This window comes from Psychrobacter sp. ANT_H3 (assembly GCF_027919975.1).
GTDB lineage: Bacteria > Pseudomonadota > Gammaproteobacteria > Pseudomonadales > Moraxellaceae > Psychrobacter > Psychrobacter maritimus.
Genome location: NZ_JAQISM010000004.1, coordinates 217,321 through 230,517 on the forward strand (window position 1 = coordinate 217,321; position 13,197 = coordinate 230,517).

Annotated in this window: 12 protein-coding genes; 8 read left to right on the plus strand and 4 right to left on the minus strand. The window is 43.2% G+C overall.

All coding sequences use genetic code 11. From position 1 onward, the window contains the following. Positions 1-11 precede the first annotated feature (11 nt). Positions 12-740 carry a CHAP domain-containing protein gene (locus PG901_RS03735; RefSeq protein WP_191691009.1) on the plus strand — a complete coding sequence of 243 codons (729 nt, stop codon included), beginning with the start codon at positions 12-14 and terminating at the stop codon, positions 738-740. Between the two features lie 145 nt (positions 741-885). On the opposite strand, the gene PG901_RS03740 is transcribed toward PG901_RS03735, so the two are convergent. Both PG901_RS03740 and PG901_RS03745 read right to left on the minus strand, forming a co-directional pair. Beyond that, positions 886-1,806: a hypothetical protein gene (locus PG901_RS03740; protein WP_271133549.1), complete on the minus strand. Its 921-nt coding sequence runs from the start codon at positions 1,804-1,806 to the stop codon at positions 886-888. 292 nt (positions 1,807-2,098) lie between these two features. Beyond that, positions 2,099-2,410 carry a YhbY family RNA-binding protein gene (locus tag PG901_RS03745; protein ID WP_183620392.1) on the minus strand — a complete coding sequence of 104 codons (312 nt, stop codon included), beginning with the start codon at positions 2,408-2,410 and terminating at the stop codon, positions 2,099-2,101. Between the two features lie 379 nt (positions 2,411-2,789). Between PG901_RS03745 and PG901_RS03750 the strand changes: the two genes are divergently transcribed. From PG901_RS03750 to PG901_RS03780, 7 genes are all read left to right on the plus strand, one after another. Continuing rightward, positions 2,790-3,422, plus strand: coding sequence for an RlmE family RNA methyltransferase (locus tag PG901_RS03750; RefSeq protein WP_201628228.1), 633 nt, complete (start codon positions 2,790-2,792; stop codon positions 3,420-3,422). Positions 3,423-3,881: 459 nt separating this feature from the next. Continuing rightward, a complete protein-coding gene (gene ftsH, locus PG901_RS03755) occupies positions 3,882-5,777 on the plus strand; it encodes an ATP-dependent zinc metalloprotease FtsH (RefSeq protein ID WP_271133550.1) in 1,896 nt (631 codons plus the stop codon). Positions 5,778-5,981: 204 nt separating this feature from the next. Beyond that, a complete protein-coding gene (gene folP / locus PG901_RS03760) occupies positions 5,982-6,887 on the plus strand; it encodes a dihydropteroate synthase (protein ID WP_271133551.1) in 906 nt (301 codons plus the stop codon). A 154-nt stretch (positions 6,888-7,041) separates the two neighbouring features. After that, positions 7,042-7,359 carry an FAD assembly factor SdhE gene (locus tag PG901_RS03765; protein WP_271133552.1) on the plus strand — a complete coding sequence of 106 codons (318 nt, stop codon included), beginning with the start codon at positions 7,042-7,044 and terminating at the stop codon, positions 7,357-7,359. Between the two features lie 40 nt (positions 7,360-7,399). Beyond that, on the plus strand, positions 7,400-7,849 hold the full coding sequence (locus tag PG901_RS03770; protein ID WP_271133553.1) for a hypothetical protein: 450 nt from the start codon (positions 7,400-7,402) through the stop codon (positions 7,847-7,849). A 285-nt stretch (positions 7,850-8,134) separates the two neighbouring features. Next, positions 8,135-8,863, plus strand: coding sequence for a YidB family protein (locus PG901_RS03775; protein ID WP_271133554.1), 729 nt, complete (start codon positions 8,135-8,137; stop codon positions 8,861-8,863). Between the two features lie 313 nt (positions 8,864-9,176). Further along, positions 9,177-10,634, plus strand: a complete 1,458-nt coding sequence (locus PG901_RS03780; protein ID WP_271133555.1) for an anion permease — start codon at positions 9,177-9,179, stop codon at positions 10,632-10,634. A 40-nt stretch (positions 10,635-10,674) separates the two neighbouring features. Here PG901_RS03780 and PG901_RS03785 read toward each other — a convergent pair whose 3' ends face one another. Both PG901_RS03785 and recA read right to left on the minus strand, forming a co-directional pair. Then, on the minus strand, positions 10,675-11,799 hold the full coding sequence (locus PG901_RS03785) for a regulatory protein RecX (RefSeq protein WP_271133556.1): 1,125 nt from the start codon (positions 11,797-11,799) through the stop codon (positions 10,675-10,677). A 57-nt stretch (positions 11,800-11,856) separates the two neighbouring features. Beyond that, positions 11,857-12,915 (minus strand): recombinase RecA, encoded by a 1,059-nt coding sequence (gene recA / locus PG901_RS03790; RefSeq protein WP_201625215.1) that lies wholly within the window; start codon positions 12,913-12,915, stop codon positions 11,857-11,859. Positions 12,916-13,197 lie beyond the last annotated feature (282 nt).

Here is a 13,197-nt window from a genome sequence, read left to right on the forward strand (position 1 = left end):
GTAGTAAATTTATGAAACAAGCTTTATTAATTTTGTCAGTATTGGGAATGGGTATAGCACAGACGAGTGGTGCTGTCGAAACAACCTTTCAACCAAATAATACCTTGAGTCATACCATCACCAATATCTCTACTTCTGCGAACTACGGTTCAAGTCGCAATATCTATAGCACTAAAAGTGGTGCTTATGTCTCAAGCAATGATGAAATCAGTCAAGCAATTGACAATCTTAGTGCCCATGCTAAGCAAAAAGAATATCAGCTTGCCTCGCTAACCAGCCGCTTGTCTTATGAGCAGCGTCAGCAGCAAGCAAGCTCAGTGCCAGATCGTTATTCTGCACCTGCGATTGCCGCCGCCAATGCTTCACGTGTGGCGCTATCTAGCAGTAGTGGTTACTGTGCTCGTTATGTGCGTAAAGCCCTACAATCAGCGGGTTATGAATTTACGCCTAACCCTTCAGCGTATCAGTATGCCTCTCGTGGCACATTGGCCCAAGCTGGCTTTACTAAAATCAGTAACAATACGCAGCCACAAGTAGGCGACGTCGTGGTCTATGATCGCACCTCAAGACGCCCGCATGGCCATATTCAAATATTTGATGGTAATGATTGGGTTTCTGACTTCCGTCAAAACAGCATTAGCCCATACAGCGGTCATCATAACTACACGACATGGCGCGATTCAAAATACGTCGATGATGCATCAGATCGCGGTATCTACCTTGCAATGGCTGACAAATAAGCAGCAGCTAGATGTAACGTAATTCAAAAGTTTTCTCCGAACCCAGTAATGCTCTTTATGACATTACTGGTTTTTTTTGCTTGGCATAAAGAGGTTATTTGATTAAAGAAGCTATGTAGTTGGAGAAGGTGCTTAATTTAAGCAGCTATCTAGCCAGTGCTGCCTGCTTATCAAATATTGACCAATATTGCAGATTGTGAAAATCGGGCGGGGAGGCGTGTGTGGGCGCAAAATATAACGCCGTTGTACCAAACCTTGTACCAAACGTCGTAGCAAAGCTTAAAATCACACAGGGATGAATATATTCAATGCCAGTATCGTCGATAAAAGCCTTTGCGTTGGATAGTTGGCTTAAGGGCACAGTAAATCTGCGCTGATAAAGATAAGAGTTAGCGGTGCTGGTATTAGGTGTCAATGAATCGATAGCAGGTTCGATTTGCGCTGATAAGGAGTTTTGCTTTGCGTTGGCAGTACCATTATTCGCAATGCCATTACTTGCAGGGCAATGGCTGGCTGTCCAGTTAATAAACGCCCGTGTTTGCCCATCAGGTTGTAAAAGCGGCGTTGGCGGCAGTGTCGCAGGATTACGATAGCTTGTAAACTCGTAAAGCGCATAACGACCGTCAGGGCTGGCATTAACTTCAATATAAGCGCTAGTTTTATTAGCATCCGCTCCATCAATACCAATCTCATTAATATCATTTATCGAAGCGCTATTATTTATTAACCTGCTATTTATTAAGCCGCCTGCTAAAAAGCACTCAAGGCAAGTTTGCTCCCATAAATAATCTGCAAATCCTACCTGCGTCGGTTGCCATGTTGGCCAGTCTAATTGCGCCGCTAACGATTTAAGTGGCAGCGTTATGTGATAATCAAGCTGTAAATACCACTTTGGCTGCTGAGTACTTCGGGTTATCTGTGCGGTTTGGGCTATCTGATTTGTTTGAGCTAAGGTTACGATGACTTCTACCTGAATGCTTTGTAAGTCTTCTATCGTCACGCCAAGAGTCTGGGCATCAGCGGCAAGGGTGTCGGTTGCGAGGCATAGATGAAAAGTTTGGCTCATAAGTTAATAATATCCGCAGTTTAATAGTATTAAGGATATCTTATAGGCGGTTCGCTATAAAATGAACACAGAGCTACTGGTATTAACTTTGTGCAGCCTCTATCTGCGTAGGCACAGCAAGCAAGAAAAATGAATACCAGTAGCGCGTTATAATACTTGTACTGATTTTATTTAGGACTGACTATAAATAGAAAACAGGAAATAGCTTATAAATAGCATAAAAGCCGCGAGCAAAATGCTGAGCGGCTTTTATTAGATAGGATAGAACATAAACTAAGCTGAAAATAACAACTTACTGCGCATGACGAGCAAGGTTTGATAGCTTAGGATTGGCATGTGGGTTTTTACGTAGCAAAAGCGCCATACGACCAATTGAATGAACCAAAGAGGCATTAGCCGCTGCTGCAAGCTGAGCGCCGATGACATCGCGTTCTTCTTTGGTGCCAGCTGGCAGCTTTACTTTGATAAGTTCATGATCCGTTAAAGCGCGATCAATCTCTTCAGTGATGCTTGGGGTAATACCTTTGTTGCCAATCATAACGATAGGTTTTAGGTCATGACCAATGCCTTTTAGGCGTTTGATGGTAGCGTTATCGAGTTGCATATAATTCCTAGATGTTGGTAAAAATAAAAGATGGTGCTATTGAGAGCAGATAATGACCATTATAGATAATCTGTGGTCATCTTGCATGAGATCAGCAGGATTTTGCACGATTTTACGTGATGAAAATGTTAAACTGAAAGTATGAGTACATTATAAACGCTACGGTCTTATAAAGCAGTGTTTTCACCAAGAGAATTTAACCGTAAAAAGTTATAAGGTGCATAAGAGGTTCAATAGCTAATTTAGCTAGGTAACTTAAGCGCCTAGTAATAGCTATGTTGTAGATAATTGTTTTATCAATAGACAGATATTGAATCGTCATAGATAACCACGTTATAAGCCGCTAGCCGTATTTTGCAAAGTAATAGGAGCAGTCATTTTGGTCACGCGTATTGAAAATAAAAAGTTGTCAAAAAGCAGCAGTGCTTGGATGCAGGAGCACATTGACGATCCTTATGTGAAAAAAGCCCAAATAGATGGCTACCGTGCCCGTGCTGCTTATAAGTTGCTTGAGATTAATGAGAAGACCAATCTGATTAAAAAAGGCATGACCGTCGTCGATTTAGGCAGTGCGCCGGGTAGTTGGTCGCAAGTCGCTGGCAAATTGGTCGGTGAAAAAGGCGTGTTGATTGCCTCTGATATTTTGCCAATGGATACCTTGCCCGATGTTACCTTTATTCAGGGCGACTTTCGCGAGGCAGAAGTGTTTGACCGTATCATGGCAGAAGTGGGCGATAAACAGGTCGATGTGGTGTTGTCCGATATGGCACCCAATACCGCTGGCAATAGTGCTATCGATCAGCCGCGCATGATGTATTTATGCGAGCTGGCAGTCGATTTCGCCCTCGCAACCTTACCAGAAGGTGGCGCGCTTATTATGAAAGTGTTTCAAGGCGAGGGTACACAGGAATTACGCAAGCAGATGCAGGCGGATTTTAGTAAAATTCGTAGTATCAAACCGGGTGCTTCACGACCACGCTCAAAAGAGATGTTTTGGATTGCCATCAAGTAGTAGGTATGCAAACCTTTCTATAAAATGGTTTTAAGGTCAATCAGTTGCGCAAATTTCCCAGATGATGGGATTTCATCATCAAGAGTATTGCTGATTAACATAAAACCGCTACAATCGATAACTGAATAAATAGGAATGCTGCTTGAATTATTCAGGTTAGCACCACATATCATGGTATATTAACTTTGTTTTGAATCTATATCGTTTTAAATATATACCTATATATTAAGGCTGTGTTTTAAACAGAGTTGTTTTAAGCAAAGTCGTTTAATAGTAAGCGCTTTATTGGCTCAGTTATTTATGTTCGTTTGTCTATTTATTTTGTTTGGGGTTTTAAGTCATTTAAATCCAAGCTTAAACGATAATTTACAAATGGCTATTGAATAATGAGGCATACGTTTGCATATAGACGTCACGTGTTTAACAAACACACCAATAAGTAAGGGATGGGAATAACTAGTGAGCGACATGGTAAAAAATACCTTATTGTGGCTGGTGGTAATCGGCGTTTTAGTGCTGGTGTTTAGCGGCTTTGATCAATCTTCTGAGCCGGATAGCCTTAACTACTCTGAGTTTGTGACCGCTGTGTCAGAAAACCAAGTAGCCAGTGTTGAAATCGATGGCGAGCAAATCACCGGCGAAAAGAAAAATGGCTCATCATTTGAGACCATTCGACCAGCCGTGGCTGATGAACAGCTAATGCCGCTATTGCGTGAAAACCAAGTTGAGGTGCAAGGTACCGCGCCTAAACGTCAAAGTGTCTTGATGCAACTATTGATAGCCAGTTTCCCAATTTTATTAATTATTGGTCTGTTCCTATTCTTTATGCGTAATATGCAGGGCGGCGCTGGCGGTAAAGGCGGTGGTCCGATGAGCTTTGGTAAATCAAAAGCCAAAATGCTGACCGAAGACCAAATCAAGGTTAACTTTGATGACGTTGCTGGCTGTGAAGAAGCCAAAGAAGAAGTCGTTGAAGTCGTTGAGTTCTTGCGTGACCCTGATAAATTCACCAAATTGGGTGCGACAATTCCACGCGGTATCTTGATGGTAGGTCCTCCGGGTACCGGTAAGACGCTGTTAGCGAGAGCAATCGCTGGTGAAGCTAAAGTACCGTTCTTCTCAATTTCAGGTTCTGACTTTGTTGAGATGTTCGTCGGTGTTGGTGCATCGCGTGTGCGTGATATGTTCGAACAAGCGAAGAAAAGCGCGCCTTGTATCATCTTTATTGATGAGATTGATGCGGTCGGTCGTCATCGTGGCTCAGGTATGGGCGGCGGTAACGATGAGCGCGAGCAGACATTGAACCAATTATTGGTTGAGATGGATGGTTTTGAAGGCAATGAAGGCGTTATCGTCATTGCGGCGACCAACCGTGCAGACGTACTGGATAAAGCATTACTGCGTCCGGGTCGTTTTGACCGTCAGGTGCAAGTAGGTCTGCCAGATATCAAAGGTCGCGAACAAATCCTGAAAGTGCATTTACGTAAATTACCAAATACTATCGGTGTTGATGCGCATGCATTGGCGCGTGGTACTCCTGGATTTAGTGGTGCGCAGTTAGCCAACCTTGTGAATGAGGCGGCCTTATTTGCCGCGCGTCGTAACAAGCGCAGCGTCGATATGAATGACTTTGAAGATGCAAAAGACAAGCTATATATGGGTCCTGAGCGTAAATCAATGGTCATCCGTGAAGAAGAGCGCCGTGCGACTGCTTATCATGAGGCGGGTCATGCCTTAGTTGCTGAGTTGCTACCGGGTACCGACCCTGTGCATAAAGTAACGATTATGCCGCGTGGTTTTGCCCTTGGGGTGACGTGGCAGCTGCCTGAGCACGACCAAACCAGTATGTATAAATCAAAAATGCTCAGTGATATTGCGATTTTATTTGGTGGTCGTATCGCAGAAGAAGTATTTATCAATCAGATGTCGACGGGTGCCTCAAACGACTTTGAACGTGCTACCAAGATGGCACGAGCGATGGTTACCAAATACGGTATGTCAGATGCGCTAGGTATCATGGTCTATGAAGATGATGATAACTCACAAGGTTACTTCGGTGGCGGTGGTCGGACGATTTCAGAAGCGACGCAACAAAAAGTCGATGAAGAAGTACGCCGTATGTTAGAAGAGCAGTATGACATCGCGCGCGAATTGATTGAAGGCAATCAAGAAAAAATTCATGCGATGGTAGATGCTTTGATGAAATGGGAAACCATTGACCGCGATCAATTGCAGGATATTCTAGCTGGCGAAGAACCGCGTCCGCCAAGAGTTTATCAGCATAATGAAGTAAACTTATCAAAAAATGATGTTAAAACCACGACTTCAACACCGCCGCCATTACCAGCGATGTAGTTTCTGGTTTATTAATGTAGTTTTTTAAGATTGCATCTATTTTTGATAGAAAAAGCCCTTTTTAATAAAGGGCTTTTTTGTTGCTACAATTTCATGAAGGCTTTAGGACAGCATCAGATTTGCTGCTATCATAGGCATTATAGCTTGGTAGATTATCACGACAGCTAAAACGATTTTACGAACTGAATTTATAATGGATACCTTATGTCATTATTCCAACCTTTACCTAATTATACGGTGATAAGTCGCGATAAAGTATTAGATTTATCGCAGCCGCATATCATGGGTATTTTAAATGTCACCCCAGATTCTTTTTCTGACGGTGGGCAGTTTAATGCTATCGATAGCGCCCTTGCTCATGCTAAAGAGATGATTGCCGCAGGTGCAAGCATTATCGATATCGGCGGTGAATCTACTCGTCCAAATGCGCAAGCCGTGGCGACTAGCGATGAGATAAAGCGCGTTGTTCCAGTGGTCAAAGCGATTCGTCAGCAGCTAGGAAGCATAGGTAAAGACATTTGGCTCTCTATCGATACCAGTAACCCGGCGGTTATGCAGGCAGCTTTTGATGCCGGCGCAGATATTTGGAATGATGTACGAGCGCTTAAGCGTGATGGTGCGGCGGCAATGGCAGCCAAGCTGGATATTCCTGTCATGCTGATGCACATGCGCGGTGAGCCGACGACGATGAATAATTTGGCACAGTATGATGATGTGATTAAAGACGTCAGTGCCGAGCTAGCAGCGCGTATTGATGAGGTAACGAATGTCGGCGTTAAGCGTGAGAAAATCATTATCGATCCAGGTTTTGGCTTTGCAAAAGACTATGAGCATCATCGCGCACTATTAAGTCAGCTTGATAGCCTGCAAACGCTTAAATTGCCAATAATGTTTGGTATTTCACGGAAGCGCTTTTTAGCAGAAGTACTGACTAAAAGTGGAGTCGAAGCTGTTGCTACTACCCAAGCGCTAGAGCGTGATGCGGTAGGAACGGCGGCTGGAATCTTTGCGCTACAGCAGGGCGCTAGTATTATTCGTACCCACAATGTCGCTATGATGCAGCAAGCCGTGGCATTATGGCAGCAATTATCAAGTTATCATCAAGGCTAATAGGCTACTACCTTTTTATAAAATGATTTTTATAAGAAAGCTTTTTATAAACGGTATCTTTATAAATACAGCTTAATCCTATTATTTATTAACCTTATCATTTATCTAAATATCTATTCAGTTAAATATCATTTAAACCTATGGGAACACTTTTATGACGACTCGCAATCAACCAGAGCCAAGCAATCAACCAGAGCCAAGCAATCAACCAGAGCCAACTATCGAGCAACGCCGCATTATTTATCAAGCCCGCCGCGGATTAAAAGAATTAGACTTTTATATTGACCCTTATATTAAAGAGTTGTATTTAACCGCTGATCCCAGTGAACAGGCAACTTTTGCAGAAATGCTGACCCATGAAGACCCTGATTTATTGGATTATTTTACCAATCAAAGCCGTCCAGAAAATGAAGCCATATGGGATTTGGTCAATAAAATTAAGACATGGCGCCATAGTAAAGACTTGACGTAATTATTTAATATTTATTTTAAGCCTGCTTGGGTATTCAATTATGATATCGCCAACTTCGCTACGTATCGATGCACCTATTCAGCCTGCAAGCTGTTTGCGCCTGTTATTTTATATGCTCTTAGCAAGTGTGATGGTGATATTGACAGGACTTGCGTCCATGGCGTTGTGGCAATATGTACTGATATTTGTGGTTAGCGTCGCCGTCGTCAGCTACTTAGCGTTATCGCGCCCGATATTAATGCATCTAAGCCAGCCGCCATTGAATAAAAGCGTTTATCAGCATTGGCAACTACTCATGCGTAGCAGTCGCGGTGATGCCCTATGGCAGGCAGAGCTTACGGCGGTGAGTAGCTATCCATGGGTTATATGCTTAAGTTTTATTATCATAGAACCTTATCAGCGTCATTTATCAGTAACGGTATTTCGCGATCAAGTCAGCGCAGAACACTGGCGCGAATTAACGATTTTGGCAAATACCATTTCTCATTAAACTGCCTAAATAAAGCCAGTCTCATATTTATGATTGGCATTCCTTGCATTTATTTTCTTGTTAATCGCTAACGATCTACTACATCCCATAACAAAATGCCTATCTAGATAGCGAAAGAGATTTGCTATATTGCAATTAAGCGTCAATAGCTAACTTATTTAAGTGTTTGTTTAAACCGACCTGTTTATAACCACTTGCCATATTTCTGGTAAATGGCTATTTGCATGAGTTAACTGAATGCAAAGCTTTTGATAATGACTGTTTTATAATAAAAAGGAAGCGATTATGAGTTTATTAGGGAATTTAGTGAGCCAAGTTGCCCGCAGTGCCATGGATCCAGAAGATGCACAGCGCAATCCGGTCAATCAACGTATCAATCCACGCTGTACCGGCGGATTAGGGGATATTTTGGGCGGCGTATTGGGCGGCGGTAATCAGCCGAGTGGTTACAATCCGCAGCAGTATGAGCGCCGCGCTGATAATGGCTTTGGCCTAGACGATATCATTGGTGGGCTCACAGGCGCCAACCAACGCGGTGGTATGAGCTCAGGTGCTGGCGGACTTGGCGATATTTTAGGTAGCGTATTAGGTGGTCAGGCGACTGGCGGTCGAACCTCTAGAAGTGGCTTTGGCGGTAAAGGCATGCTGATCGCTGCGCTTATGCCTATGGTGCTCAGCTGGATTAAACGTAATGGTGGTTTAAGTGGCGCTTTATCAAAAATTACTGGTATGGGGTATGACAATCAAGCGCGTTCTTGGATGAGTAATCAAGAAGCCAATGATAATTTAGACCCTAATGAAATTACCCGTTTATTTGATGAAAGCGAAATCCAGCAGGTAGCCGCGCATACTGGCGCAAATGAGATGGAAGTACGTCAAGGTCTCGCTGAGCTGTTGCCTGAAGTGATGAATCAATTGACGCCCAATGGCAATTTGGATAATGAACCTGAAGCCAACGAAGAGATTGATCAAATTATGAATCAATTATCGAGCCGCTTAGGGACGTTAAAATAATTGAGCACTTTGAAATTCAGTATGATTAAACGTCAAATTTAGCCAAGATATCATAAAAAAGGAGCGCTTTTAATAAAGTGCTCCTTTTTTATGACCAATTATTTAGCGCTGTCATTAATAACTTATCTCCGTATATTTATGCTGTATGCTAAATAAATATGTTAAAAATAGTCAACAATAGAAAAATGCTGATATAAATCTTATAAGATGTTCATATGACCCATGTATTTTTCCTATCGCAGTTACTATTGCGATAGCATTTCATATGACATGACTGTGTGATTTTATAAGCATTGATAAGGATATATTTCTCATGCCATTTAAACCTATCCAAGCAGCGATTGCCATTGTAGTTGGTTTAATCATTTGGTTTGTTATTCCGGTACCAAACGGGGTCACACCCGAAGCGTGGCATATGCTGGCTTTATTTATCGCTACTATTGTCGCCATCATTGGTAAGGTGTTACCCATTGGCGCGATTGCCATTATTGCCGTTACCTTGGTCGCGCTTACTGGGGTGACCAATGAGAGTCCAAAAGAAGCCATCGCTGATGCTTTATCAAGCTACTCAAGTCCTCTGATTTGGCTGATTGGTATTGCCGTGATGATATCGCGTGGCTTGATAAAAACGGGTTTAGGTCGGCGTATTGCGTATTATTTTATTTCTATTTTTGGCAAAAAGACGATCGGGGTTGCGTATTCTTTGACTGCCGCAGAGCTGATGATAGCGCCTATCACGCCATCTAATACCGCTCGTGGTGGCGGTATTATTCACCCAATTATGAGATCAATTGCGCAAAGCTTTCATTCTACGCCAGAAGAGGGTACCCAAAATAAAATTGGCCGCTACTTAGCAATGGTCAATTACCATGCAAATCCGATTACGTCCGGTATGTTTATTACCGCCACTGCGCCAAATCCATTGGTGGTAGATTTGGTCAATAAGGCAACGGGTAGTGAGATTCAGCTGTCATGGACGACGTGGGCGGTGGCGATGTTTATACCAGGGATGCTGTGTTTATTATTAATGCCACTGGTGATTTATCTGATTTATCCACCCGATGTTAAGATAACGCCTGATGCGAAGAAATTTGCCAAAGACAATCTGACCGAGATGGGTCAGGTAAGCTTGCAAGAAAGAATCATGCTGGGCGTCTTTGCGCTGATGTTGATATTGTGGGCGAATATCCCAGCGCTGATTTTTGGTGAACAGTTAAGCGTTGACGCCACTACCACCGCGTTTATTGGCTTGACGACCTTGATATTGACGGGTGTCTTAACTTGGGATGATGTACTGAAAGAAAAATCGGCATGGGATACGATTATCTGGTTTGGTGCTCTGATTATGATGGCGTCATACCTTAACAAACTCGGTCTTATCAGCTGGTTCTCTGATAATATCGAATCAATGATTGGCATGATAGGAGTCGGTTGGGTCGGCGCTGTGGTTATTTTAACTTTGGTCTATCTCTATATTCACTATTTCTTTGCCAGTACCACCGCGCATATTACCGCGCTGTTTGCCGCTTTTTATGCTGTCGGGTTAAGCTTAGGTGCACCGCCGATGTTATATGCGCTCATTTTAGCAGCCGCCGGTAATATCATGATGACGCTTACCCATTATGCAACCGGTACTGCGCCCGTTATTTTTAACTCAGGCTATGTGACGTTAGGAGAATGGTGGAGTATTGGCGCCATTATGAGTGTGGTAAACCTGGTCGTATGGATCGGCGCTGGTTTGATTTGGTGGAAGCTACTTGGTTATTATTAAAGGTTAAAGGTTAAAAGTTAATAGTGAGCGCTTAAACGAGCTAAAAACGCTCATCCAATGTCTCCAAGGTATAGTTGAGCGCCTCAAAGCAGATATCGGTATTAAAGCCGCGATATTGTAAAAACCGTAGCTGACGGGCTTTGTCTTTTTGTTCGGTCGGTATGTCATCGCCGTATTTTTTGGTACGTGCGCTGACTGCCAGTTTTAGCCAGTCAATGCCTTCAACTAAATTATCGGCGCTGTCGTCTATAAACTCGCTAAATTCTTCCGATTCTGCATTGGCCATATCGATAAGCTCGTCGATATTACCGGGCATGGCAATTTTTTTACGATAAAACTCCTGCTTAATACGCCCGCGTCCGCGCCCTTTGCGAATATTTTCCCGAATAAGCATCAGGGTAGTACGATAATCACTTTGATAACCTTTTTCTTCAAACTCATCGAGCAGGGCATCGATTTTTTCTGGGTCTTGCTCTTTATCCAGCAGTTTTTGCTTGAGCTCAGCCTTGCCGTATTCACGGCGCGATAAATAATAAAATGCCAACCAACGTAAGCGGCTTTCGGCTTTAATGGCATCAATATCCGCTTGGCGTTGTTCAGGGGTACGCAAATACGCTTTAAGCGCCGCGGGTAGGTTGTCGGCTGTGCTATCGGCTTCAGCATCACCATCATGGTTATGGCTTGCCGTTAGCGTAGAGGAATAACTTGAGCTTTCTAGATTGTGCCCAGTATGAGTCTCAGGATTCGCATCATCATCGTTTTTATGACCGTGAATATCTTGCTTAACCTCAGCCAGCATCTGCTTAATACTTTGCGCTTCTGGTGGCTGATAAGCAGGCACATCACTAGGCTCAGGGCTAAAGTTAGCCGCTGGGTGAAAACGCTTTTTACGTTTCTTGGATCTAGTAGGGTTTTTGCTAGTAGAAGAGTAAGCGTCAGCTGATTCTAACTCGAGGCCAGAGTCGTCAGATAACGAATAATCTTCACGAGAGTAGGTTGAATGCTTGCGCGTCTTAGCCGTTTTTTTTGGCTTGTCTTGATAGGAGTGTTGAGAATGCTTGACAGATTCAGAAGATTTGACAGGTTTTTTTGCTTTGATAGTAGGAATACTCGCTGAATCGGCGTCCGATTCAGCAAGTATTTCAGCTAAGGTTTTAATTTTCATAACAATTTAATTTTCATAACAAGTCATGATCATTGATAACGGTGAATAATGAAGCCGCTATTGTACAGGTTCAGAAGCTAGTTCTTCATTGGCTTCGTCAGTATCTGTGGTTTTAGCTTGTTTTTTTGTCCCAAGCTTTTCATCACGAATTTTAGCTTCGATTTCTTGTGCAATCGCGGGGTTCTCTTTTAAGAACAACACAGAATTGGCTTTACCTTGACCGATTTTTTCATCGCCATAGCTATACCAAGAGCCAGCTTTGCCAACTGCGCCAATCTCAACACCCAAGTCAATCACTTCGGCTAAATGGTTAGTACCTTCACCATAAGTAATCTCAAACTCGGCTTGGCGGAAAGGCGGTGCCATCTTGTTTTTGATGACTTTAACACGGGTTTGGTTACCGATGATTTCATCACCGTTTTTAACCGCACCGATACGGCGGATATCCATACGTACCGAGGCGTAGAACTTAAGCGCATTACCACCAGTCGTGGTCTCAGGGCTACCGAACATCACACCGATTTTCATACGGATTTGGTTAATAAACACCACCATACAATTTGAGCGTTTGGCATTACCAGTGATTTTACGTAGCGCTTGGCTCATTAGACGTGCTTGCAGACCCATGTGTGAGTCGCCCATCTCGCCTTCAATCTCCGCACGCGGCGTCAACGCAGCCACGGAATCAATGACAATCATATCAACCGCCCCAGAACGCACTAGCATGTCGGTGATTTCAAGTGCTTGCTCACCATTGTCAGGCTGAGAGAGCAGTAGGTCATCAGTGTTCACGCCAAGCTTGCGCGCATAAACTGGATCTAGCGCATGCTCAGCATCGATAAAGGCGCAGACACCGCCTTGCTTTTGGCATTCTGCAATTGCTTGCAGCGTCATGGTCGTTTTACCAGAGCTTTCTGGGCCGTAAATCTCAACGATACGACCTTTTGGTAGGCCGCCAATACCAAGCGCAATATCCAGACCCAACGAGCCCGTTGAGACCACATCCACATCAAGAATGGCAGAGTCATCACCTAAATGCATGATGGTGTTTTTACCAAACTGCTTTTCGATTTGACCAAGGGCTGCTTTGAGGGCTTTGGCTTTATTTTCGTCCATGTAGGACTCCTTGTTATTAATAATAAGTGTAAATAATGAGTATGGGTAATAAACGTACTGACTATTTAGAACTACTCGTCACAAACCACTTGCTCAATGGAATAGCTTACAGGCTCAGTCGTCAGTAAGGGATGTTTTCAAGCAAAGTTGAAGTGGCTGGAAATATTAGGTTTCAGACGGTGATATCGAATATATCACCCTACTATACAGTAAAATTCAATAATGAGAAAAGCAAAAAAAAGTTCATAATTTTTGCTAGTAAATAAGCGTAATAATGTCAGT

Excerpts from the sequence above, each read along its gene's own strand:
- folP (WP_271133551.1), top strand. The coding sequence starts at position 5,982 with ATGTCATTATTCCAACCTTTACCTAATTATACGGTGATAAGTCGCGAT.
- recA (WP_201625215.1), bottom strand. The coding sequence starts at position 12,915 with ATGGACGAAAATAAAGCCAAAGCCCTCAAAGCAGCCCTTGGTCAAATC.
- PG901_RS03765 (WP_271133552.1), top strand. The coding sequence starts at position 7,042 with ATGACGACTCGCAATCAACCAGAGCCAAGCAATCAACCAGAGCCAAGC.
- PG901_RS03735 (WP_191691009.1), top strand. The coding sequence starts at position 12 with ATGAAACAAGCTTTATTAATTTTGTCAGTATTGGGAATGGGTATAGCA.
- PG901_RS03775 (WP_271133554.1), top strand. The coding sequence starts at position 8,135 with ATGAGTTTATTAGGGAATTTAGTGAGCCAAGTTGCCCGCAGTGCCATG.
- PG901_RS03740 (WP_271133549.1), bottom strand. The coding sequence starts at position 1,806 with ATGAGCCAAACTTTTCATCTATGCCTCGCAACCGACACCCTTGCCGCT.
- PG901_RS03780 (WP_271133555.1), top strand. The coding sequence starts at position 9,177 with ATGCCATTTAAACCTATCCAAGCAGCGATTGCCATTGTAGTTGGTTTA.
- PG901_RS03770 (WP_271133553.1), top strand. The coding sequence starts at position 7,400 with ATGATATCGCCAACTTCGCTACGTATCGATGCACCTATTCAGCCTGCA.
- PG901_RS03745 (WP_183620392.1), bottom strand. The coding sequence starts at position 2,410 with ATGCAACTCGATAACGCTACCATCAAACGCCTAAAAGGCATTGGTCAT.
- PG901_RS03785 (WP_271133556.1), bottom strand. The coding sequence starts at position 11,799 with ATGAAAATTAAAACCTTAGCTGAAATACTTGCTGAATCGGACGCCGAT.